Raw genomic sequence first — 24,079 nt, 5'->3', positions numbered from 1 at the left:
CAATTAAAGTCAGGGTCAGAAATACCAACCAGTAAATATCATTATATAAATTATTTAGTTAAATAAGATAATTTTTAAAGAAATCTTATAATAATATTATGACTATTTGTCACTTTCTTTTAACAAATCTGCATTACGATTTTGAACTACCTTATCAATTATACCAAAATCCCTAGCCTCTTCAGGTGACATATAACTGTCTCTTTCAAGACGTTGTTCAATTTCCTCTAGTGTTCTTCCGGTATGCAATTTATAAATCTCGTTAAGCTTTTTACGTATTTCCAATATTTCTTTGGCCTGAATTTCTATATCGCTTGCCTGACCTTGCGCACCACCAGAAGGCTGATGAACCATGATTCTCGCATTGGGCAAGGCAAATCGATTATTGGGTTCACCTCCACATAAAAGTAATGATCCCATTGAGGCAGCTTGACCAATGCAGACAGTACTCACAGGACAACGTATATATTGCATCGTATCATAAATTGCCAAACCAGCCGATACTACACCACCAGGACTGTTGATATAGAAAGAAATTTCTTTTTTTGGATTTACACTTTCTAAATATAATAACTGAGCAGAAATCAAAGATGCAACTTGATCATATACAGGACCCGTGAGAAAAATGATTCTTTCCTTAAGCAGACGAGAATAAATATCAAAAGCACGTTCCCCTCTGGACGTTTGTTCAACAACCATTGGAACAAGTGTATTATCATATATTTCCAGAGACTTGAAATCTCTCATTAATTTTCTTCCCAAATTTATGTTTGATTAAATAATAGTATATTTATTCAATTTAAGAAAATAAATACAACAAAAATAAGATAGAATTCAATTTTCCAAAAAAAGAATGTCTGGAAAAATTTCCAGACATTCCCAATACTAAAATCTATAAAATTCCTAAATCTTAACAGCGGGCATATTAGAGAGCTCTTCCGGACTCACCTCTTTATCCTCTACCGTGGCAAGCTCTGTAATATAATCAAGAACTTTATTCTCGTAAAGTGGACCGCGAATAGATTCGACAGCCTGCGGATTTTTCTGGAAAAATTCCATAACTTCTTTTTCTTGCCCCGGATAACGCATTGCCTCGGCCCGCATCGCCTGAACAAGTTCGTCTTCATTAATTGTTATCGAATTGACTCTTCCAATTTCAACAACCAGCAATCCAAGGCGAACACGTCTTTCTGCAATTTTGCGATAATCCGCCTTTAAAGTTTCCTCGTCTTTGTTCTTGTCTTCTTCATCAAGAAGATCATTTTTACGGTCATTTTCAATACGCTGCCAAATTTGCTTGAATTCTGTATCAACCAATCCTTCAGGCAATTCAAAATTAACTTTCTCAGCCAACACATCCAAAATATCACGTTTCAATCTCAAACGGGACATCTGATCATATTCAGCAACAATTTGTTTTTCAACAGCTTCTTTTAGTTTATCTAAATTTTCAAATCCGAGTTTGGTTGCAAATTCATCGTTCACTTCAGGAACAATAGCCTCTTTTAAGGATTTTGCCTTGATATCGAATGTTGCCTCCTTGCCAGCCAAATTGGCAGCCTGATAGTTTTCAGGGAAAGTAACCGTTATTACTTTTTCCTCTCCTGGTGTCATTCCTTCAATCTGTTCTGCAAATCCCGGAATAAACCCCTTACCACCAATTTCAACATCAACATTCTCTGCAGTGCCACCCTCAAAAGCTACGCCTTCAACCTTACCCACAAAATCAACAGACAGAACATCACCGGATTTAGCAGGCCGCTTTTCATCAATAGCCTTAAATTCACGTTGCCGTTGGGCAATTGTGTCAAAAGCAGATTTAAGCGATTTTTCATCTGGCTTGGCTTTTAAGCGAGTCAAATGAATATCTTTAAGATCTGGAATTTCAAAGTCTGGAATCAATTCAACTTCAAAAGTGAATTCCAGATCATCCCCCTTTTTATAACCCTCTTTGAGATTGACCGATGGTTGACGGGCAGGTCGCAGACCTCTTTCACTCAATGTATCTCTGACTGCATTTGAAATCGCCTCATTGACAACCTCATTCTGAACAGATTCTCCATAACGTTGCTCAACAATCGTTAATGGCACTTTTCCCGGCCTAAAACCAGGGATATTCATCTCGTGTCCAAGTTTTGTTAATCGTTGATTTCTCGTTTCAGCGAGTTGTTTTTCTTCAATAATGATTTTGAAGCCGCGTTTTAAGCTTTCAGAAAGCGTTTCAGTAACCTGCATCAGCCAGGCCATCCTCTCGGTCTAAATTAAATTTTACCCTAATATTATAGAGCGTTTCAGAATTAACATTAATTTATATCACTTTAACAGCAGATCACAAAAATCATATGGAATCAACATCATACGTTTTTGGTGCGGATGGAGGGACTTGAACCCCCACGACTTACGCCACTAGATTCTAAGTCTAGCGTGTCTACCAATTTCACCACATCCGCACGTCTGTGCATTGAAGTTTTTCTATTTAACGCACTATCTATCGCAGGGCAACAATTTTTTTAACAAAACTCAATTTTTCTTATTTTCATTTTTCCACGTGATATCGACCATTATCTCTTGCCTTGCCAAGATTATGAATTAAGTCCATTGCATTAGGCCAAGAATTGTTATGTAAAAAAGCTGCCTCCCCATGAATCCAGACCGCGGCACAAGACGCTTCCCATACCTCCATACCACATGCAAGCAAAGTCGCGATGACTCCCGTTAGTACATCCCCAGATCCTGCTGTCGCCAATCGTGCATTTGCATGACAATTGACCGCTACCCTGCCATCGGGAGAAGCTATTAATGTATCCGGACCTTTGAGAATGACCACTGTATTAAGAATACTAGCTGCCTTTTTAACCGCTTCAATCCGGCAATCTTTAAAATCACCAAATATCCGTTTGAATTCACCTATGTGAGGCGTAATAACGGCACATTGTTTCAACAAATCAAAATTTTCTTTTGTCAAAGCGCTTGCATCGGCAACAATCGTTTTATTTGTCTTAATTAAATTTGTTAGGGATATTTTAACCTCATCTTCTGTCAGACCAGGCCCGCATACCCAGACTTTTCTTCGTTTATCCTGTAAGGTATCAGTGAAATCACCCTCATCAACCATAAAACAGGGTGAAGTTAACAAATATAAATCACGGCTACCAAAGGCAAAGATATGCACCAATCCAGCCCCGCAGGAAGAAGCTGCTAATGCTGATAAACGAGCGGCTCCTGTTACCGTTCCCCCTCCCACAACATTTACAATGCCACGATGATATTTATAATCTTCAACGTCTGCAATTGGAAGTTCCCATAATCCCGGTTCGTTCAACCAGGTATTTATTGATAGCTCTGACAATATGTTTTCTGGTATACCTATATTTGCAATAACAAGTTTACCTATATATTCTCGTCCAGGTAAAAGATAATGTCCCGCTTTGGCTCTACAAAACGTTACGGTCAATTCAGCGTGGGGAGCATAACCTCTGATTATACCCGTCTTGCCATCAACACCAGAGGGCATGTCTATGGCAACAAGATGATCTGCAGCTTTCAACACCGAACTTATATGATCATCAATGTCACGAGATAATCCCGCACCAAAAACAGCATCCACAACTAAATCTGCATCTCTCACAGATTGAATATTGAAATCAGTTTTATCTCCATTCCATTGAACAAAAGCCTTGTAAGCATCAGTTCCCTTTTCTGGAGGTTTCAAAGAGGCAACCTTAACTGGCCATCCCTCATTGGCAAGTATGTGTGCCACGACATATCCATCACCTCCATTATTTCCAGGACCGCATAAAACAAGTATTTTACAAGGTTTATAAAATTGCATAATTGCCCGTGCAACGGCTAATCCAGCATTTTCCATCAAAGTTAAAACAGGCAAATATTGCATTGCGATCTTGTCAACCTGATTCATTTCTTCTGGATTTATCAGAAGCAAATTAGTTTTTTCATTTTTTAATTGCATAATGATATATCTTTCAATGTGATGAATTAAGTATATCACTTATAATTATAACTACGAATGATTATAATATGGCAAACTATAAAGAAAAATTGCTTTTTTTGCCTTTATTTGACATGAATGATTTTAACAATCATCACGTCAATGATAAGACGGATTTAATCTATCGAAACCACAATATCTAGGGAATTAGTATGGCTCATATGAATTTTTACTGGGGAATTATCACTTCGATTAACTCTATTGCTCTTTCCATATGGATCGGAAGTATATTTTTTTATTGTCTGAGTGTTCAATCATCAGTGGGATTACTTGATAAAACACTCAAATCTTCCGTATTATTGCAAAACCTGAAAAGAATTTATCAAATTAATGGTTTTAACGCTTTTGCCATCCTGATTTGTCAATTGATTCTTTTTATTCACCACTATTTTGACAAAACTGTAAACTGGTCTGGTTATGCAGCCATAATTACCACTATTCTAATGATAATTTTCCATCTATATAGTTTTACGTCAGCCTATCAAAAAGCAAACCGATCTATACGACCTAAGACTGATCTTTATAATAAAATTTGTAATATTTTCAAATTAATTATATTTTTGGGAATAATAGATATTTTATTATTAAATTTTTAATGAAATTATTATTAGTTATTCTATTTCACAACAAAATAAGTATATTGATTAATTACAATATTCTTATTATATAAATGAATAAGCGATTTTTATTATTTTTAAGTGTTAATGGTAAGTTTTATTTTGCCTTCTCATATACAAAAAAACAAATTAATTGACAACAATACATCTACAAATCTTGAGATTGAAAAAATTGAGACTTTTGAACAACTCAAATTGTCTCCCTCAATTTTGTCAGCCATTGATAAAATAGGATTTGACAAGCCTACGGAAATTCAGGCAGCTGTCATTCCCATGGCTTTGCAAAAAAAAGATATCGTTGGGATAGCCAGAACTGGTACCGGTAAAACCGTCTCTTTCACATTACCAATTCTCGAGATGCTTTCCCAGTCCAAGGGACGGGCAAGAATGCCACGCGCTTTAATTCTAGAACCCACTCGTGAATTGGCACTTCAGGTTGCAGATAATCTGAAACTATATAATAAATATGTAAAATTTTCCCATAGTTTACTCGTTGGTGGCGAAAGTCAGTCTGAACAGAAAGAAAATCTTCGACGTGGAACCGATATTATTATTGCAACACCGGGTCGATTGATTGATTTGTTTGGTCAGGGAGCAATTTTACTCAATCAGATTCAGATACTCGTCATTGATGAGGCAGATCGTATGCTCGATATGGGTTTCGTCCCAGACATTGAAAAAATTGTTTCCTATTTACCCCAACAAAAACAAACCCTGCTTTTGTCAGCTACGATGCCCCCAGAAATCAAAAGATTGACAAATTCTTTCCTTGTAGATCCAATTGAAATATCTATTTCACCACCTTCATCAGTAGCCTCAACTATTGAATCGAAAGTTATCATCGTTCCTGATAACAAAAAAAGAAAAATTTTACGCACTCTTTTACAGCAGGAAAATGTAAAAAATGCGATAATATTCTGCAATAGAAAAAAAGATGTTGACATTTTAACTCGTTCCCTGAAGAAACATGATTTCAAAAGTGCCTCTCTTCATGGTGATATCGCACAACATCATCGTACCCAAACGATGGAAGATTTTAAAAATGGAAAAATTCAGTTCCTCGTTTGTTCTGATATTGCCGCACGAGGGATAGATGTTGAAAATCTAACGCACGTTTTCAATTTTGATATACCTCTTCAACCCGAAGATTACGTGCATCGCATTGGAAGAACAGGAAGAGCGGAAAAAACGGGTTATGCCTATAGCCTTGCAACACTTGAGGAAAAAGAGTTAATTGTAAATATCGAAAAACTTATAAATGAAACCATTCCCGTTCTTGATATTAACGATTTTATGAATACCTCTAAAGAAACAGATAAGAAATTGGTTAAAAATAAAAATTCTCGTCAACAAAAAACCAAATCTAGAAAGGCGGATAATAAGAATTTGATTGAAGTTGCTCCTCGTATTCCTCTAACACATGCATTAATTGATAACGATACACCTGTTATTGGATTTGGACAATTTGTACCTGCCTTTATGCTATCGCCGTTTCGTAAGCTTTAAAAAAGAAACTGAAGATAAATAACATTATTATTTATCTTCAGATAAAATTTAAACCGATATGAATTTCAGAACATATTCAGGGTTAGTCGAGCTTCATCGCTCATTCTTGAAGGATCCCAGGGAGGGTCCCAGACAATTTCCACCTTTACTTCGGTCACTCCTTTAACTTTTTCAATAGCTTGCTGAACCATGACGGGTAATTCTTGCGCACTTGGGCAATTGGGCGCTGTTAAAGTCATTTCAACTTGCACCTTTCCATCATCATGTAAATCGATAGCGTAAATTAATCCCAAGTCATATACATTAACTGGAATTTCTGGATCATAAATTGTTGAAACAGCATCAATAATTGCATTTTCATCAATTTCTTCCTTAGGATTGTTAATCTGTGAGTTTGAATTATCCTCAGGTTTCCAAGCCTCGATATTTTCTTGATTAACATCAGATTCAGATGTAGATACTGCTTTTCCAATATTATCTGACCTTTTTTGATCAACATTATCCATAAAAAACTCTGCCATTCATATAATTATGGGTAAAAAATCTTTATCAATGATTAGATCTTTGAAAAAAATCAATAATCATATTCAATCCATCCACAAATTTATCGATCTCATCAAAAGTTGTATAAACTGCAAAACTAACCCGCGATACGCTTGTATAACCAAATTTTTTCACTAACGGTTCAGCACAATGCTGACCTGCACGAATGGCGATACCATTTTGATCCAATAGGGTTGCAATATCATGAGCATGAATATCCTTTATCGAAAAAGAGATTACTCCTCCCCTTACAGATGGTGATCCCAATATAGATAAACCAGGAATATTCCTCATTTTAATCAGCGCATATTCAACCAGATTTTTATCATGCTGCATTAAAATATCATATCCGATAGATAAAACATAATCTATTGCAGCCCCCAAACCGATCACCTCAAGTATGGGTTGTGTACCGGCTTCAAATTTAGTAGGAATTTTTGCCCAAATTGACCGTTCAAAAGTCACATTCTCAATCATGTCCCCTCCTCCCATAAAGGGAGGCATTTGATCCAGACATTCTTTTTTCCCCCATAAAATGCCAATACCCGTAGGACCGTAAAGTTTGTGTCCTGTAAAAGTGTAAAAATCTATATCAAGATCCTGAACATTAACCGATTGATGAACAATTCCTTGACTGCCATCAACAAGAATTTTGGCACCATTCTTGTGTGCCATCTCAGCCAGCATTTTGATTGGATTAATCGTTCCCAACACATTGGACATATGGGTTACAGCAACCAATGCAATATCATTTTCAATTAAAATTTGTTCAAATGCCAATATATCGATATCACCATTTTCCAATATCGGTGCAATGTATAAATGGATCCCTAATCTGTCACGCAACATTTGCCAGGGAACAAGATTGGCATGATGCTCCATTTCAGTTATTAAAACACCCTGCCCCTTTTTTATCAGACCTCCATAGGAAAAAGCTACAAGATTGATCGCTTCAGTACTATTTTTTGTAAAAATCACTTCATCGGACGTAAATGCATTTAAAAAACCGGCAATTTTTTTTCGGATTGATTCATATTGATCTGTAACAGCCTCACTCATGGCATAAATGCCTCGATGCACATTTGCATATTGCGTATATGCGGCGTTTTGCATCGCTTCAATTACCTGTATTGGTTTTTGGGCTGATGCGCCACTATCCAAGAATACAAAATCTTTACCGTGAATTTTTTGTTTTAAAATTGGAAAATCATTTCTAATTTGCTCAATATTAAAAGAATAGACAGGGTTAGACATCGCAATCACTTTTCAAGTTGAGGCGGTTACGTGATGATATAATAAATTCTGCAATAGGGTATCTTCGATCTTTTCAATAGACTCGTTAACAAATGCATTAATCAACATTTCTCTGGCCAATTCATAAGAAATTCCACGAGACATTAAAAAAAACAATTGTTCTTGGTCCAATGCCCCTATTGCTGCACCATGGGAACATTTAACATCATCTGCATAGATTTCAAGCTCAGGTTTAGTATCTATTTCCGCTTTATCTGACAATAATAGGGCCTGGTTTTGCTGCTGTGCATCCGTTTTCTGAGCTAAACGATTGACTAGCACCTTGCCCTGATAAACCCCATGACTATTATCAGACAGGATATTTTTAACATTCTGATTGGATTGACAATGTGGAACACTATGAACCACTTTTGATGCAATATCGGCATGCTGTTGACCTGACAAAATCTGGACAGCATCAAAATCTGCCTTACTCCATTCTCCGGCCAAATCAATATTCAGTTCATAACGTGAAAATCTGGAACCTTTATTTAACAAAAATTGCTGATAACATGCATGATCAGACAATTTAACATAATTACTAGAACAATTATAGCTTTCTGATAATGTATGGTTGATAATGGTATAGTTTAGTTTAGACTTTCTTCCCAGTTCTATTTCATGAACGGAATTTGCAAAATAAACACCTTTTCCATAATTTATTTCAATTACAGAACATTTATTTTCTTTCTCAATATAAAATGAATACTTTGGTGAAAAAAACAGTTTTTCAGTTGTTTCAGCTTTCCCTAGATTAATACATAAAATTGTCTGATCATTGAAATTTTTATTACAATTAAATTGTAAAACGGGATTTTCAACAACTTTGTTCAATGCCGTCAAAAAATCATCGTTCGGAATTGACCAACCACTTTTGAGATTCTTGTTTAAAGAAAATTCGTTTGAATGAAGACTAATTGTTGAAAAAGTCTCTAGATATTGACCATTATAGGTGATTATTCTAGGTAAATTTAGCAAATCTACGGTTAATATTTCTTCTAAGGCCCTATGAACAAACGCTTCATCAATAACAAAATCACGCGAAAAATCTGTTTTTTGCAACCATTTCAAATCGCTGTATTTCCAAGCTTCAGTTTTACGTGTCGGGAATTGAAGAGTCAGCAATTTATCAACAATATTTCTCTTGTCTTGTAAATATTCAGATAAAGACAACCTATTTAATATTTCCAACCAATTTTCACGCTTGTTCATCGCGGTGACATTATTCATCAATTTCATCCAAAAACCGTCCGTAACCTTCTTTTTCAAGCTGAAGTGACAAATCAGCTCCTCCAGTATGGATAATGCGACCCCTTGCTAAAATATGGATATAATCAGGCTTGATATAATCCAATAAACGCTGATGATGAGTGATAATTAAAGAGGAAAATTCTGGAGATTGAAGAGTATTAACTCCTTCTGCGACAATACGCAGCGCGTCAATATCTAACCCACTGTCAGTTTCATCCAATATTGCAAAAGATGGTTGCAGTAAGGACATTTGCAGAACCTCATTTCGTTTTTTCTCACCTCCAGAAAAACCGACATTTACATTGCGTTTAAGCATGTCTGTTGGAAATGAAAGCTTTTTTGCCAACTGACGGGCCAGTTTAAGAAATGACACCGCGTCAAGTTCTTCCTGTCCTCGCGCCTTACGAACGGAATTGGTTGCTGTACGTAAAAAATTGGCATTATTGACCCCAGGAAGCTCCACGGGAGACTGAAAGGCAAGAAACAATCCCGCCACGGCTCTATCATCAGGAGACATTTCCAGAAGATTCTCCCCTTTAAACCATACCTGACCAGATGTCACTTTATAACTGGGATGACCAGACAAGACATAGGAAAGCGTTGACTTACCAGAACCGTTAGGTCCCATAATAACATGAGTTTCACCAGCGGGAATTGATAAATTGACACCTTTTAAAATTTGCTTTGATCCATTTTCAACAGTGTCATCAATAACGGATGCATGTAAATTTTTTATTTCTAATAACATATTCATAGTTTAAACTAACCCACACTTCCTTCAAGACTTATCTGTAAAAGCTGTTGCGCTTCTACAGCGAATTCCATTGGAAGCTCTTTTAAAACATCTTTACAAAACCCGTTCACAATTAATCCGATTGCCGCTTCCTTGGTTAATCCACGCTGTTGACAGTAAAATAACTGTTCTTCGGAAATCTTCGAAGTTGTTGCTTCATGTTCAATTTTGGCGGAACTATTTTTACTTTCAATATAGGGAACTGTATGTGCACCGCAATTATTTCCGATCAGTAAACTGTCACATTCAGTGAAATTGCGACTGTTTCGGGCTTTTGGCATCATTCTAACCAATCCACGATATGTACTGTCAGATTTTCCTGCACTAATGGTTTTTGCCAAAATGGTGGAACGTGAATTGGCTCCTATATGAATCATTTTTGTACCGGTATCAGCTTGCTGATGCCCATTTGTTACGGCTACAGAATAAAATTCCCCGATTGATCCCTCCCCTTGTAAAATGCAGGAAGGATATTTCCAGGTAATTGCTGATCCGGTTTCAACCTGTGTCCATGAGATACGTGACCGTACACCACGGCAAGCACCACGCTTGGTAACAAAATTGTAAATTCCACCCTTACCATTTTTATCACCCGGATACCAGTTTTGGACTGTGGAATATTTTATAAAAGCCTCACTCATGGCCACAAGTTCTACAACAGCAGCATGCAATTGATTTTCATCCCGTTGAGGAGCTGTGCATCCCTCTAAATATGATACTGTAGAAGCATCATCAGCAATAATGAGCGTACGTTCAAATTGTCCGGTATTTTTTGCATTTATACGAAAATAGGTTGAAAGTTCCATAGGGCATTTCACACCTTTCGGAACATATACAAATGAACCATCCGTAAAAACAGCGGAATTCAAGGCTGAATAAAAATTATCTCCCTGTGGCACCACACTACCAAGATATTTTTTAACCAAATCTGGATAAGATTGTATAGCTTCTGAAATTGGACAAAAAATCACACCCGCTTTCGCAAGAGTTTCTTTAAACGTCGTGGCAACAGAGACACTATCAAAAACTGCATCAATGGCAACAGGTACAGTCTCTCCATTTTCCGGTTTTTCAACCCCCGCCAAAATTTCCTGTTCTCTTAAGGGTATACCCAATTTTGCATATGTTTTTAACAATTCGGGATCAACCTCATCCAGAGACTTTGGTCCTTTTTTCTTTTTTGGAGCTGCATAATAATGCAAGTCCTGGAAATCAATTTCAGGATGTTTGAACTTACCCCATGTTGGAGCCTCCATGGTCATCCACATCCGATAGGCTTTCAAACGCCATTCCAGCATCCAATCAGGCTCATTCTTGCGAGCAGAAATTGAACGGATAACATTTTCATCAAGTCCCTTGGGTAGGATATCCATTTCAATATCCGTTTCGAACCCCCACTTGTAGGTATCTGTCTTAAGCTGCTTCAACAAGGCCTCATCTTGGACATGTTTATTCATAATATGCTCTGTTTCTAAATGTTCGTTTCTTGAATTTGTTAATTCTTATTTAAGTCAAGTCTGGCAGAACTCTTTTTTAAATCTGCCAAAGTTAAAGTTTCAAAAACATTTTTTATTTGATAATTCAATACTTCCCATTTTCCATATAAAATACACTCTTCATTCTCAATACGACAATCATCCTTTTTACAATCAACCAACTTAATGGGTCCCTCAATAATTCTAACAACCGTAGCAAGGGAAATTTCACTAAGCTCATTCAATAGATAATACCCACTCCCCGGTCCTCTCGAAGATTTTGTCAAGGAAGCCTTGGTTAGCATTTTCAGTATCTTAGCAACAGTAGGTTCAGGAATATGTGTTCTCTCAGCAAGTGTGGATGAAGAGACAACAGTTTTATATTGATCAAGGCTTATGATAATAATCGTTGCATAATCAATAAGTTTGGATAGTTTCAACATAATTTATCAATTCGATCAAATAAAACATATTATATAGGACTATATAAGTCCATTTTTATCGATTTAAAAGTTTTTTTTATTTTTTTTATAATACAACAGTTTAAGGATTAAAAAACAGTTTAACAAATAAAAAAAAGATTATTCCGATTGAAAATCCTACAATAGAACCATTTATCCGTATATATTGCAAATCCTTGCCTATTCGACATTCAAGTCGATCAACCAACGCTTGACTGTCCCATTGCGAAACAGCAGTTTCAGTAAAACGGATCAACCCTTCCTTAAAATTTGGTAATGATCTTGAAATAAGTTTCAATATAGCCTTGTTTATTTTTTTTCTGATTTTGGGATCTTTTTGTAGCAGTTCAGAAAAATAATGAATTGAATCAATAATCACATTCCTAAACCATCCTTCCTCATTCCTGGCATCATCATGAATAAATTTTCTAATTTTTTTCCAAAGATTTTCACGCCATTCCTGTATACTTTCATGATTTACAATTTGTCTAAAGGCTTCAGATATATTTTTGACACGTTCAGGATCATTCTCAATTTTATCAATTTCATCCTTTATCCACTGGCCGATTTTTTCTCTTACAGCATCATTATGTGGATCTATCCGATCCATTTCCTTATTTACAGCGACCAAAACTTTTGTCGCAATTGAATCACCGATCATCCATCCCAGAAAACGACCACCCTGTTCTTCCACTCGACTATGAATCATTTCCCTGAGGCTGGATTCCTTTTCTTTAAGCGTTTTCTTAAGAATTTCCAAAATGAATGAAATTATGTCTTGATGCTGATCGATATCAAGCATTGTTCTTATGATTCTACCGATAAAAGGTGAGATTGATTCTCCACTCAAAAGACGATTTATAATTTTTGTTATTAAGTTGCTGATCCGACCATCTTCAATCCGATCAAGAAAATCAGGAAGAGATTTCAACAAAATACTGCTCAGATATTCAATATTCTCTGTTTTATCCAAATATTTTCCCAAAAAACTTGGAAGATCCATTTTTTTCAAAATAAGAGTGATGTCTTTCTCAGTAAAAATATATTGAGCTATAAACCATCCCAACCCGTATCCTAGACGTTTTTTTTGTTTTGGTAGAATTGCGGTATGAGGAATGGGCAAACCCATGGGATGTCGAAATAATGCTGTCACCGCAAACCAATCAGCACATCCACCGATAAATCCAGCCTGACTACCAGCCAAAATCAATTCAACCCAGAAATTATGTTTGATTCCTGTATAAGTCGTCAGATAATAGCCTAATAAAGTTATACATCCCATGATTAACAGCAAAATAGTTGCCAATCGATGATAGCGTAGGAAAATTATTTTTACGTGGTCATCTGGACTTGAAACTTTATTCATCGCCTTCAACATTTTTTCGTGTAATTATTGTTATCGTGAATTTATACCTTTTATTTCTCTTTATAATAATTAATCATATTAAGACAGATTTATTTATATGAAACTAGTAATGGATAATTTTGGATCATGACGGAATCAACGAACTCCTCTTCCCAGATACTTGATGAGCTGCTACAGTTAACTAATCAATTGAGATCAAAAAAAGATCACCAACCAACAGAAAATCCTGTCCTGACCTTAGCACAGAAAATTAACCAAAAATTAGAGTCAAATGATCTTACTACAGAAAATCTCAAAGAAATAATCCAGAAATTAAGAGATTCCGCTTTTTTGTCACATGCCAAACATCTGCAGAAATACCTTTACAATCCCACTAAAGATAATATTCGGCAACGTATCGAAACCGTCTTAAAAAAATTAATCCAGCAATCCAATTACACAAACGAAAAAAATAAGGAAACGAGTTTTGAAAATTTCAAGAAATTAGTTGAAACTACCAAATTTGCCGCAATATTTACGGCACATCCAACTTTTTCCCTTGCCAATCCGGTTTACACAGCCTTGGCAGATATGGCCAGTCATCCTATAGATGATGACACAAATATTCCTTTTTTTACCACTCACAGACGATCTGCCCCCCCTGATTTGAAAGAGGAACTTCAAATTGCAAATAATGCTATTGTTAGGGGACGAAATGCTTTGGATCTGTTCAATTATACACTTTTTGAGACAGCAAAGGAATATTGGCCTGACCATTGGACCAATCTGAATCCCAGTCCAATTTTACTGAGCAGTTGGGTAGGATATGATACGGATGGCCGAAGCGACATAGGCTGGTGGGATAGTTTACTCATACGCCTACAGATGAAAAAACTACAATTGGAACGTCTATATCAGCAATTAGACAACATCCCAAATGGTGTCGACCAATTAAAAAATACTGTTGCAATTGCCCTAAACCATGTCAAGGATCAAATCCATAACTGTCCTTTAAAGCCTGACCCTGATCAATTTTCAAATTTTTCCCGAATATTGATTGAAAACCGTCATGAATCAATTCTTTCAACCGATCAGCTCCTTCCTCTTTTTGATCAAGCCATGAACGATGTTGATGATAATTTCATTATTGATTTATTGATCGCGAAGGCGGGTTTTGTCACTCATGGTTTAAGTCTTTCACATTCCCATGTTAGACTTAATTCCACCCAAATTCACAATATGGCCCGTCAACGATTGGGGATAACCAGTAATCCTGAAAATCCTTCTCATACAAGAACACTTTTTAATACGATAAATACAGCATTGGATAAAATTGACCCTGTTCCTGTGGATTTCGGTGCTTTGCTAACTGAAAAGGCCTCGGCAAGCATATTAATGATGCTGTTAACCCAGATATTTAAACATATTGATAGCAAAACCCCTATTCGCTTTTTAATTGCCGAAACAGAAAGCGGTTTTACATTACTTATGGCCCTTTGGCTTGCAAGATTATTTGGAATTGAGAAAAATATAGAGATTTCGCCATTATTTGAAACAGATTATGCCCTCAATCATGGCGACAAGATTATTGAACAAGCCCTGAGATCACCGCATTGGCGTAATTACTTGAAAAAAACAGGCAAGTTATGCCTGCAATTTGGATATTCTGATTCCGGCAGATTTATTGGTCAAATTGCAGCCACATATCAGATTGAAAAATTACGCAAGAAAATTGCAAAACTTTTGGCTAAATATCAATTATCAAATATTCAACTTATTTTATTCGATACACATGGCGAAAGTATCGGTCGTGGTGGTCATCCATTCAGCATGCAAGATCGTCTGGAATATCTATCCCCAAAAATTACTGAGCAATATTTTCATAAACTTGGTATACGAAGCAGACAAGAAACGTCTTTTCAAGGTGGAGACGGATATTTACTTTTTGGCACACAATTGTTGGCCAATGCCACAATCAGTATCATAGCAGAGCATATATACGATTTTGATAAGGTTGACCATGATCCCATCTATGATGAAAAAGATTTTAATGCAGATTTTTTTTCAGCGATCAATGCATCCATGAATGAATTGATTAATGATAAGGGATATGGAACCTTGTTAAGCACATTTGGTCCCTCCCTCATCGATCAAACGGGGTCAAGACCGGCAGTTCGCCAAAATGATACCGCAGCGGGAAGAAGTTATATAAAACATCCTAGGGAATTGCGTGCTATTCCTAACAATGCAATTCTACAACAATTGGGCTGGTGTGCTAATGTACTTCAAGGTTTGGGAACCGCAATGTCGGCCAACCCCGATACATTTGAAGAAATGTTGACAAACAGCAAACGGTTCAGGCAATCCCTCGATTTTGCCTTTCATGCCCTTAAGCACTCCGATGCATCTGTCTTGAGAGCTGGAATCTATATGCTTGATCCCGGCATCTGGCTAGATCGGGCTGCAACTGAAGAAAATCCTGTGATACAGGAATCCTATATGGCGCTGGCAAACGGATTGCAACGGCTGGATTGCTGGTCGAGTACCCAGGCAACTTTTCATCGCATACAGAAAGATCATATTATTCTTCTGTCAATTTGGAAAAATACGCCAATTATGGATGATAAGGAAATCCTGTTACATGCTATCCGATTGGCATTAATTGAAAAAATCTGGATGTTATCAACCAAGATTCCATATTTCTCTCCATTTAACGGTTATAACAGAGAACATTTGGATATTAAAATCTTGTGTTTGGAAATACCCTCGGTTTTGCATATGCTCGTCAATTATATCTTTCCACAAGCATCTGAACATGTATCCGATCTATATTTTTATGAACCAAAAGGTCCAAGAAATGAAGGTGCATATGCAATGGATGACCGTCAAATATTTAAACCCATGCAATATAATTTCGATTTGGTCAGGGAAATTTCAATTGCCCTCATTCATCGATTACATGCATTCGGATAAATAAAAGAAAATAATAAATCTATTGTTTTAGTAAAAAATCGTTTACACTATACAACAAGATAGTTTTGTTCAAGGGAGTAACTTATGTTTTCTTTAATTGGCGCTATTATTGTTGGATTTATTATTGGTGGTATTGCAAAATTACTTATGCCTGGAAAACAGCCGGGCGGATTTATTATCACCGTTCTTTTAGGAATTGCCGGTTCCGCTTTGGCAACTTGGTTGGGTGAACTTCTTCATTTCTATCGTGATGGAGAAAAAGCTGGAATATTATTTTCAATTGTAGGAGCTGTTATCATTCTTTTTATTTATAAAAAAATTATGGAACATAAAGGGAATACCAGTTATTAAAAATATTATTTGACATGAGGCAATATTTAATTCTCATATCAATATTGCCTCTCACTTATTTTTATCTGATTTAAAATACTTCTAATATGTGAATATTCATTAATATAATTTATTTAACAAAGCGGATATATATACTTTGACGTTTGTCCATTCACTTGAAATTATGGTGTAAATAATGGTATCGCGCAAAGTATCATCCTGTCTAAGAATATGAGCACGTAGAATTACATCTTTTTTTGCACTAAGCCGTTAAATTGCTCTTTGACTTTTGAAATTAAAAATATCAGTTCGTAAAACGACGGTGTTGGCTTGCAATTTTTCAAAAGCATATTCTAGCAATAAATATTTACAATTTGTGTTTACATGAGTTCTTTGAAAAGATTTTGCATACCATGTATAGCCAATTTCCAAACGTCGCAGATCAGGGGCAATTTCAAAAAAAACTAGTTGTACCCAAAACTTTCCCTGTATTTTCATCAATAACGGCAAAAGGGTAACGCTCTTGACGTTCTTTGCCTCCAAAGCTTTATTAATATAATTTTAAACTTTAGAAAAATAAGTAATAATAGTAACACGAGGTTTCCATAAATCACCTTATTGACTTGTCGCCTGCAACCCTTAACGTATTAAAATAAGTCTACTGTTCTAATTGAACTTTATTTTCACTAGTTTTGATGTCTTAATTTAAAAAAAGATAAATTTATTTTAATAAATCTCATAAAATTTCAAAATTTTTTGATAAAAATTAATTATGATATAATTTTTTAAATTACACAAATAAAACCAAAGATATTTATTTAATCACATACATTTTCACAAAAAAACAGCCTTTTATACAAAAAAGGCTGCTTTAAATCGTATCAAATTGTTATTTAAAATTAGGCAGATTGACTAATAATTTCATCCGCAACATTACGGGGAACTGGATCATAATGATGGAATTGCATTGTAAAGGACGCACGACCTTTGGTCATTGAACGAAGATCAGAAATATAGCCAAACATTTCTTTCAATGGAACAAAAGCGCGAACCATGACAGTGCTTCCAGAAGTTTCTTGACTTTGAATCATTCCGCGACGACGGTTCAAGTCACCAACAACATCACCAACATGATCATTAGGTGTAGTGATTTCGACATCCATGATAGGTTCAAGAATGACAGGACCAGCTTTTTTCATTCCTTCACGGAAACAGGCTTTACCGGCAATCTCGAACGCCAATGCAGAAGAGTCAACGTCATGATATTTACCATCAACAAGCGTAAATTTAAAGTCTACAGTTGGAAATCCTGCTAATACACCGGTAGATGCCTGGTTTCTGATACCCTTGTCAACAGCTGGGATATATTCCTTGGGAACCGCACCGCCAACAATTTTATTTTCGAATATGATTCCTTCATTTCGTTCGGTAGGTTCGAAAATAATTTTGACTTCAGCAAACTGACCCGCACCACCAGACTGTTTTTTATGGGTGTAGGTTTCTGTATGAGACTGAGTAATGGTTTCACGATATGCAACCTGTGGTGCGCCAATATTCGCATCAACACCATATTCACGACGTAAACGGTCAATGATGATATCAAGATGCAACTCACCCATACCTGAAAGAATTGTTTGCCCCGTTTCCTGATCCGTCTTTAACTGTAGAGATGGATCTTCTGCCGCCAATTTCTGAAGCGCAAGGGTCATTTTTTCAACCGCTTCCTTGGTTTTTGGTTCGACAGAAATATCGATAACAGGTACTGGAAATTGCATGCGCTCCAAAACAACCGGATCTGCCGGATCTGCCAAAGTATCCCCTGTTTTCGTATCCTTCAATCCAACAAAAGCGGCAATATCACCAGCATGCACTTCTTTGATTTCTATACGTTTATCAGCGTGCATTTGGAAAATACGTCCAATACGCTCTTTATGACCATGGGTTGTGTTCAAAACCGTGTCACCAGAACGTAAGATACCACGATAAACACGCACGAAAGTTAGAGAACCATATTTATCATTGATGATTTTGAAAGCCAAACCGGCAAATTTGCCATTTGGATCAACGGGAATGATTGGTAATTTATTTTCATCAACCTCTTCATCTTCAGGAGGTGCAATACGAATTCCTTCCACATCGTCAGGAGCAGGAAGGTAATCAACAATTGCATCCAACAAAGGCTGAACACCTTTGTTCTTGAAAGAAGAACCGCAAAGAACCGGACGAAATTCTCCAGAAATGGTACCTTTTTTAATACATTTCTTTAAAACCTCGACAGAAACATCACCTTTTTCAAAATATTCTTCCATAGCCGCATCATCAACAGCCAAAACGGTGTCCAGAAGATTTTGACGTGCCTCTTCTGCTTTTTCCTTTAATTCAGCAGGGATTTCAACAATATTGTATTTGGCACCAAGATCATCACCTTCCCATACAATGGCATTCATATTAACAAGGTCGATAACACCCTTTAAATTTTCTTCCGCACCAATCGGAAGCTGTAGAGGGATAGCGACAATATCCAGCTTATCTTTTAAAGTGCTGAAAGCATATTCAAAATTTGCACCTGTACGATCCAACTTGTTAATGAAAATAATGCGAGGGACATTGTAACGGTCAGCCAAACGCCAATTCGTTTCAGACTGAGGTTGGACTCCAGCAACACCCTCGATAATGAAAACCGCACCATCAAGCACGCGCAATGAACGGTTAACTTCAATGTTAAAGTCAATATGGCCCGGAGTATCAATAATATTGATACGATGCTTGTTCCATTCACAGGTGACGGCAGCGGAAGTAATGGTAATCCCTCTTTCACGTTCCTGCGCCATATAGTCAGTAGTGGTGTTCCCTTCGTGGACCTCACCAATCTTATGGGAGACACCTGTATAATATAGAATACGTTCAGTTGTCGTTGTTTTACCCGCATCGATATGCGCGGTAATACCTATATTACGGATTTTAGAAAGATCAGAATGGTCGGACAAAAGTAAAACCTCCACAAACGATAGAAAAATATTCAGAAAATATATTCATCAAATCATAAGATTAAAAGAATAATTTCCTTTTTTAACTCAAAATAACTCCCTTAAGATTAAATCAAGGAAGTTATTTAATTACTAGATAATCAATTTTTTAAAAATTTAAGCAGCTACTGCTGATTTTTTTTCCTGAGCCTGAAGAATACGGCGTTTAATCACTAAAGCCTCTTCTGTAAGCTTACGATTCGGTGTATTTAGCAGGAAATTGTCTAAACCGCCATTATGTTCAATGGTACGGAGACCATGCGTTGTGACGCGTAAATGTATTTGTTGACCCAAAATATCGGACCTTAAGGAATAATCCTGCAGATTAGGCAGGAAACGGCGACGGTTTTTGTTATTGGCGTGACTGACATTATTTCCTGTCAACACACCTTTGCCTGTGATTTGGCAACGGCGAGACATTTGTTTTCATCCTCGGATTGTGAAAGCCAAGACTTAATGTTTGGCAAATAAAAAATACTTAGTTTAGCCCTATGACTAAAATTCACAAAATAGTCAAGTAAAAATCCAAATTTTAAACCTCAAAATTAAAAATTTTCACTATTTCTAACCTATTTATCAGAATGTTGACTCTGTATAGACCACATATTGGCATAAAAACCATTTTTTGCAAGCAGGAATTCATGAGTTCCCTGTTCGCATATTTTCCCATCCATCATAACCAAAATCATGTCCGAATGAATAATTGTTGATAAACGATGAGCTATTGTAATCACGGTTCTACCCTGAGAAACCTGGAAAAGAGCCTGCTGTATTTCTTTTTCTGTCTGACTATCCAACGCGCTTGTTGCCTCATCCAGGATTAAAATCCTTGGATTTTTCAATATCGTTCTTGCAATAGCTATCCTTTGTTTTTCGCCACCGGAAAGTTTTAGGCCTCTTTCTCCCACCTGAGTATGATATCCCTCGGGCAAACCAACAATAAAATCATGGATTTGAGCCAGCCTTGCTGCTTTTTCAATTTCTGCTTGTGAGCTTCCTAATTTACCATAAGCAATATTGTAACCGATTGAATCATTAAACAAAACCGTATCTTGAGGCACAACTCCAATGGCCTTTCTCAAATCATCCTGTTTATAAGACCGTATATCCTCATTATCGATTAATACAGCACCAGTTGTAACATCATAAAAACGGAACAGCAAACGGCTAATTGTTGATTTCCCAGCCCCTGTTGGTCCAACAATGGCAATCTGCTGGGCTGGTTCCGCCAGGAAGCTTACATGATGCAAAATTTCCCGAGAGGGATCATAACCAAAAAAAACATCTTTAAATTCAATTTTGGCAGGCCCCGCATTCACCAATTCTGTTGGAAGTGATTTGGCGCATTCTTGATTATTGATATCCATTGGCTGTGCCAAAAGAGAAAACATATTTTCCAAATCAACAATTGATTTTCGCAAATTAGAATAGATACTGCCAAGAAAATTCAAGGGCTGATAAAGCTGCATCAAATAGGTGTTAATCAAGACAAATTTTCCGACAGTAAAATGATAACTGACAATGTCACGTGCTGCCATTAACATAATAAATGTCAATGCAATGGCTATAATGAAAGATTGACCAAAATTCAGGATATTGAGCGTTATTTGTGTTTTAATGGAAGCTTTTTCATAATGTGCCAATGCTTCATCATATCGTCTTATTTCATGGGTTTCATTACAAAAATATTTAACAGTTTCATAATTCAGCAAACTGTCCAAGGCACGATTATTGGCTTCATTATTAATTTCATTCATTTTTCGACGAATCTTGATACGCCGAGATGTAAACCAAATCGTAAAGAAAAAATAGGCTAATATTGCAAGACAGACAACAAGTGTATAATATCCATTATACAAATGAGCAATCACACCGAGAACCATCAAGGTTTCAATCACTGTTGGAACGATACTGAATATACCCACTCTCAAAATTGTTTCAATTCCCTCACCACCCCGCTCAATAGCCCGTGTAATTGCTCCAGTTCGTCGATTTAAATGAAATTTTAGTGAAAGTCTTTGAACATGCTCGAAGCATTGTAGGGTTATTATACGCATCACCCGAAATCGCAATGGCGCAAAAACCGTGTCTTTCAATTCCGAACATAAGCTGGAAAAAATCCTAACCAATCCATATCCAACAATAAGATAAATCGGTACATAAATTATTTCATGATTATTTTGGGAAAAATAATCCACAATCTTGCTATAAAGATAAGGAACGCCCAAGGCTATGATTTTGGCAACAATCATCAAAAACATCGCAAAGATAAAGCGAATTTTCAACGTCATATGCTGACGAGGCCACAAATAGGTCAAGAGCTCTAGTAAAGTTGACCATCCTGAACGAGTGCTTTCTTTGTCGACATAGGAAAATTTGGAATATCGTGACATGTTATTTTCAAAAGATTGTAATTGTTTTATCAATATACATGAAGTGTTTACCCCAAAAATGAAAAAATACAAAAATAGATAACTTTGAAATAAAAAAACTATTAAAGCAATATAAGAGATTTTTAATGCAACATATTGAATTTAAAAATTTATTTCGTCATATAAAAAAATGTAACACCGCCAAGTTACAAAAAGATTTTTTACCTTTCAAGGCGCATAATCAAATCATAGGATGGGTTCGACCTTCATTTATGGATACTCTCCAAAAACATCATGTTGTTATGGAAGAAAATAATATTTGTACTTTACCAGCACAATATTCAATCGAGATGCTGGGTAATCAACTAATTGAAAATAATGTGGTTCGCTCCATGAATGAACTTTTTGATGTCTATCCCTCACCATATGCTAAGCCGGTTGGAAAAATTGATCGTGCCGTTATTCCTGATCTTGGACTGATTGGAACTGGAGTTCATCTCAATGGTTTGGTTAAGAAAAGAAATCAAATTTATTTGTGGATCGCGAAACGGGCAAAGTATAAACGGCTTGATCCTGAAAAACTGGATCATATCGTCGCGGGAGGTATACCAGCAGGATTTACCCATAACAACACTCTAGAAAAAGAAGCACGTGAAGAAGCAAGCATTCCGAACGCCTTCATGATAAATGCGGAATATAAATCACTGATTACTTATAGCATGATCAGACCTGAAGGGTTAAGGCGAGATGTGTTATATTGCTATGATCTATGGTTGCCGGAGAATTTTCAACCGGTTCCCAATGATGGAGAGGTTGAATCTTTCCAATTAAAAAAATTAGAAGATGTTTACCATCAAGTGTGCGAAACAGATGATTTCAAATTTAATGTCAATCTTGTATTAATCGATCTTTTTATCCGCATGGGCATCATCGCAAAGAATTCTCAGTATGCCCATCGCATAAAAACTGGATTGAGAGGGAAATTATTTCCCTGATCAATCCGAAAATACAACGGTTTTGTGACCATTTAAAAGAACACGGTCTTCAATATGATAACGCACGGCTTTTGCCAGAACTCGTCTTTCAATATCCCTTCCTTTACGGATAAGGTCATGAGGGGTGTCATTGTGACTGACCCGTTCAACGTCCTGTTCTATAATTGGACCTTCATCAAGATCCTCGGTTACATAATGTGCTGTTGCACCAATCAATTTAACCCCTCGTTCATAAGCCTGATGATAGGCTTTTGCACCCTTAAAGCCGGGTAAAAAGGAATGATGTATATTTATACATTGACCCGCCAATTTTTTTACCATTTCAGGAGACAGAATTTGCATATAGCGCGCAAGAACAACAAGCTCTGTCCGGGTTTCCTTAATAATATCCCACAATTTCGTTTCTTGTTCCCTTTTGGTATCCTTAAGAATAGGAAGATAATAAAATGGTACATCTTGCATATCAATATGACCATAATCTTCATATGGATAATTTGCAACAATTGCACTGGGTTCGATTGCCAGTTCCCCTATTCTCCATCGATATAAAAGATCAACCAGACAATGATCAAATCTTGATACCATCAACAACACACGTTTTTTACGTTCCCGATCATGCAAGAACCATGTCATTTTAAATTGGGCAGCAATAGCCTCCAATCTGGAATATAACCATTGATAATTTTTTTTATTGCTCTCTAGGGTGAACACAACACGCATAAAAAAATAACCCGAAAGAGCATCATGCTGCTGCGACTCAACAATATTGGCTTGAGCTTCAAATAATCCTGTAGAAATTGCGGAAACAATACCTGGTTTATCAGGGCAAGAAAGTGTTAAAACATATTGATTTTGTTTTGATTTTATTGAATCACTCATCGATTTTAAAACTATATAGTTAATGTATGTCTTCAAAAGAACCTATATAGAGCATTTTAAAAAATCAAACAAAAGCTGTTACGAATTCTTCAAAATTTTTTAAATTCTAAAAAATTATGAATCTAAACAATTTTACATAAATTTTATAAATAACGAAAGATATCGTAAATTACGAATTATTATAAAAAAATTTGATAAACTATTGCCATTG

19 protein-coding genes and 1 tRNA gene are annotated in these 24,079 nt (G+C 36.3%); 4 read left to right on the top strand and 16 right to left on the bottom strand.

Annotation, left to right across the window (positions count from 1 at the left end):
- Positions 1–102: 102 nt before the first annotated feature.
- From D9V35_RS04180 to D9V35_RS04165, 4 genes are all read right to left on the bottom strand, one after another.
- Positions 103–747 (bottom strand): ATP-dependent Clp protease proteolytic subunit, encoded by a 645-nt coding sequence (locus D9V35_RS04180; RefSeq protein WP_110438935.1) that lies wholly within the window; start codon positions 745–747, stop codon positions 103–105.
- Positions 748–903: 156 nt separating this feature from the next.
- Complete coding sequence (tig, locus tag D9V35_RS04175; RefSeq protein WP_122124266.1) at positions 904–2,235, bottom strand: trigger factor; 1,332 nt, start codon at positions 2,233–2,235, stop codon at positions 904–906.
- A 130-nt stretch (positions 2,236–2,365) separates the two neighbouring features.
- Positions 2,366–2,450 (bottom strand) — tRNA-Leu (locus tag D9V35_RS04170).
- An 86-nt stretch (positions 2,451–2,536) separates the two neighbouring features.
- Positions 2,537–3,970, bottom strand: a complete 1,434-nt coding sequence (locus tag D9V35_RS04165; RefSeq protein WP_122123493.1) for an NAD(P)H-hydrate dehydratase — start codon at positions 3,968–3,970, stop codon at positions 2,537–2,539.
- 758 nt (positions 3,971–4,728) lie between these two features.
- Between D9V35_RS04165 and D9V35_RS04155 the strand changes: the two genes are divergently transcribed.
- Positions 4,729–6,132, top strand: coding sequence for a DEAD/DEAH box helicase (locus tag D9V35_RS04155; protein ID WP_347376853.1), 1,404 nt, complete (start codon positions 4,729–4,731; stop codon positions 6,130–6,132).
- A 65-nt stretch (positions 6,133–6,197) separates the two neighbouring features.
- Here the strand turns inward: D9V35_RS04155 and D9V35_RS04150 are convergent, their stop codons facing one another.
- From D9V35_RS04150 to D9V35_RS04120, 7 genes are all read right to left on the bottom strand, one after another.
- Positions 6,198–6,638: an SUF system Fe-S cluster assembly protein gene (locus D9V35_RS04150; protein WP_122123490.1), complete on the bottom strand. Its 441-nt coding sequence runs from the start codon at positions 6,636–6,638 to the stop codon at positions 6,198–6,200.
- Positions 6,639–6,681: 43 nt separating this feature from the next.
- Positions 6,682–7,929, bottom strand: coding sequence for an aminotransferase class V-fold PLP-dependent enzyme (locus D9V35_RS04145; protein ID WP_122123489.1), 1,248 nt, complete (start codon positions 7,927–7,929; stop codon positions 6,682–6,684).
- Between the two features lie 12 nt (positions 7,930–7,941).
- Positions 7,942–9,198, bottom strand: a complete 1,257-nt coding sequence (gene sufD / locus D9V35_RS04140) for a Fe-S cluster assembly protein SufD (RefSeq protein WP_122123488.1) — start codon at positions 9,196–9,198, stop codon at positions 7,942–7,944.
- Positions 9,191–9,973, bottom strand: coding sequence for a Fe-S cluster assembly ATPase SufC (gene sufC, locus D9V35_RS04135; RefSeq protein ID WP_122123487.1), 783 nt, complete (start codon positions 9,971–9,973; stop codon positions 9,191–9,193). The genes sufD and sufC overlap by 8 nt, the downstream gene beginning before the upstream one ends.
- A gap of 8 nt (positions 9,974–9,981) precedes the next feature.
- On the bottom strand, positions 9,982–11,469 hold the full coding sequence (sufB, locus tag D9V35_RS04130; protein ID WP_122123486.1) for a Fe-S cluster assembly protein SufB: 1,488 nt from the start codon (positions 11,467–11,469) through the stop codon (positions 9,982–9,984).
- Positions 11,470–11,507: 38 nt separating this feature from the next.
- Positions 11,508–11,930 carry an RrF2 family transcriptional regulator gene (locus D9V35_RS04125; protein ID WP_122123485.1) on the bottom strand — a complete coding sequence of 141 codons (423 nt, stop codon included), beginning with the start codon at positions 11,928–11,930 and terminating at the stop codon, positions 11,508–11,510.
- A 100-nt stretch (positions 11,931–12,030) separates the two neighbouring features.
- Positions 12,031–13,314: a DUF445 domain-containing protein gene (locus tag D9V35_RS04120; protein WP_162988572.1), complete on the bottom strand. Its 1,284-nt coding sequence runs from the start codon at positions 13,312–13,314 to the stop codon at positions 12,031–12,033.
- A gap of 126 nt (positions 13,315–13,440) precedes the next feature.
- Between D9V35_RS04120 and D9V35_RS04115 the strand changes: the two genes are divergently transcribed.
- Positions 13,441–16,266, top strand: coding sequence for a phosphoenolpyruvate carboxylase (locus tag D9V35_RS04115; protein ID WP_122123483.1), 2,826 nt, complete (start codon positions 13,441–13,443; stop codon positions 16,264–16,266).
- An 84-nt stretch (positions 16,267–16,350) separates the two neighbouring features.
- Positions 16,351–16,617 (top strand): GlsB/YeaQ/YmgE family stress response membrane protein, encoded by a 267-nt coding sequence (locus D9V35_RS04110; RefSeq protein ID WP_110438926.1) that lies wholly within the window; start codon positions 16,351–16,353, stop codon positions 16,615–16,617.
- A 249-nt stretch (positions 16,618–16,866) separates the two neighbouring features.
- Here D9V35_RS04110 and D9V35_RS09425 read toward each other — a convergent pair whose 3' ends face one another.
- The 4 genes from D9V35_RS09425 to D9V35_RS04090 form a co-directional block, all read right to left on the bottom strand.
- Positions 16,867–17,094, bottom strand: a complete 228-nt coding sequence (locus D9V35_RS09425; RefSeq protein WP_205910326.1) for a GNAT family N-acetyltransferase — start codon at positions 17,092–17,094, stop codon at positions 16,867–16,869.
- 401 nt (positions 17,095–17,495) lie between these two features.
- A complete protein-coding gene (fusA, locus tag D9V35_RS04100; RefSeq protein ID WP_122124265.1) occupies positions 17,496–19,583 on the bottom strand; it encodes an elongation factor G in 2,088 nt (695 codons plus the stop codon).
- A 156-nt stretch (positions 19,584–19,739) separates the two neighbouring features.
- The gene (gene rpmB, locus D9V35_RS04095) at positions 19,740–20,042 is read right to left on the bottom strand and encodes a 50S ribosomal protein L28 (RefSeq protein ID WP_110438924.1); all 303 of its coding nucleotides are present in this window, start codon (positions 20,040–20,042) and stop codon (positions 19,740–19,742) included.
- A gap of 149 nt (positions 20,043–20,191) precedes the next feature.
- Entirely contained in the window at positions 20,192–22,015 is a 1,824-nt protein-coding gene (locus D9V35_RS04090; protein ID WP_122123482.1) for an ABCB family ABC transporter ATP-binding protein/permease, read from the bottom strand.
- Positions 22,016–22,140: 125 nt separating this feature from the next.
- Between D9V35_RS04090 and D9V35_RS04085 the strand changes: the two genes are divergently transcribed.
- Positions 22,141–22,989, top strand: coding sequence for an NUDIX hydrolase (locus D9V35_RS04085; RefSeq protein ID WP_122123481.1), 849 nt, complete (start codon positions 22,141–22,143; stop codon positions 22,987–22,989).
- On the opposite strand, the gene purU is transcribed toward D9V35_RS04085, so the two are convergent.
- Positions 22,990–23,868 carry a formyltetrahydrofolate deformylase gene (gene purU / locus D9V35_RS04080; RefSeq protein ID WP_122123480.1) on the bottom strand — a complete coding sequence of 293 codons (879 nt, stop codon included), beginning with the start codon at positions 23,866–23,868 and terminating at the stop codon, positions 22,990–22,992.
- Positions 23,869–24,079 lie beyond the last annotated feature (211 nt).

The sequence above is a fragment of the Commensalibacter melissae genome (assembly GCF_003691365.1).
Taxonomy (GTDB): Bacteria; Pseudomonadota; Alphaproteobacteria; order Acetobacterales; family Acetobacteraceae; genus Commensalibacter; species Commensalibacter melissae.
Note: the sequence above shows the minus strand (reverse complement) of the source record. Positions and strands in the feature narration are given on the sequence as shown.

Excerpts from the sequence above, each read along its gene's own strand:
- D9V35_RS04180 (WP_110438935.1), bottom strand. The coding sequence starts at position 747 with ATGAGAGATTTCAAGTCTCTGGAAATATATGATAATACACTTGTTCCA.
- tig (WP_122124266.1), bottom strand. The coding sequence starts at position 2,235 with ATGCAGGTTACTGAAACGCTTTCTGAAAGCTTAAAACGCGGCTTCAAA.
- D9V35_RS04165 (WP_122123493.1), bottom strand. The coding sequence starts at position 3,970 with ATGCAATTAAAAAATGAAAAAACTAATTTGCTTCTGATAAATCCAGAA.
- D9V35_RS04150 (WP_122123490.1), bottom strand. The coding sequence starts at position 6,638 with ATGGATAATGTTGATCAAAAAAGGTCAGATAATATTGGAAAAGCAGTA.
- D9V35_RS04145 (WP_122123489.1), bottom strand. The coding sequence starts at position 7,929 with ATGTCTAACCCTGTCTATTCTTTTAATATTGAGCAAATTAGAAATGAT.
- sufD (WP_122123488.1), bottom strand. The coding sequence starts at position 9,198 with ATGAATAATGTCACCGCGATGAACAAGCGTGAAAATTGGTTGGAAATA.
- sufC (WP_122123487.1), bottom strand. The coding sequence starts at position 9,973 with ATGAATATGTTATTAGAAATAAAAAATTTACATGCATCCGTTATTGAT.
- sufB (WP_122123486.1), bottom strand. The coding sequence starts at position 11,469 with ATGAATAAACATGTCCAAGATGAGGCCTTGTTGAAGCAGCTTAAGACA.
- D9V35_RS04125 (WP_122123485.1), bottom strand. The coding sequence starts at position 11,930 with ATGTTGAAACTATCCAAACTTATTGATTATGCAACGATTATTATCATA.
- D9V35_RS04120 (WP_162988572.1), bottom strand. The coding sequence starts at position 13,314 with ATGAATAAAGTTTCAAGTCCAGATGACCACGTAAAAATAATTTTCCTA.
- D9V35_RS04115 (WP_122123483.1), top strand. The coding sequence starts at position 13,441 with ATGACGGAATCAACGAACTCCTCTTCCCAGATACTTGATGAGCTGCTA.
- D9V35_RS04110 (WP_110438926.1), top strand. The coding sequence starts at position 16,351 with ATGTTTTCTTTAATTGGCGCTATTATTGTTGGATTTATTATTGGTGGT.
- D9V35_RS09425 (WP_205910326.1), bottom strand. The coding sequence starts at position 17,094 with ATGAAAATACAGGGAAAGTTTTGGGTACAACTAGTTTTTTTTGAAATT.
- rpmB (WP_110438924.1), bottom strand. The coding sequence starts at position 20,042 with ATGTCTCGCCGTTGCCAAATCACAGGCAAAGGTGTGTTGACAGGAAAT.
- D9V35_RS04090 (WP_122123482.1), bottom strand. The coding sequence starts at position 22,015 with ATGTCACGATATTCCAAATTTTCCTATGTCGACAAAGAAAGCACTCGT.
- D9V35_RS04085 (WP_122123481.1), top strand. The coding sequence starts at position 22,141 with ATGCAACATATTGAATTTAAAAATTTATTTCGTCATATAAAAAAATGT.
- purU (WP_122123480.1), bottom strand. The coding sequence starts at position 23,868 with ATGAGTGATTCAATAAAATCAAAACAAAATCAATATGTTTTAACACTT.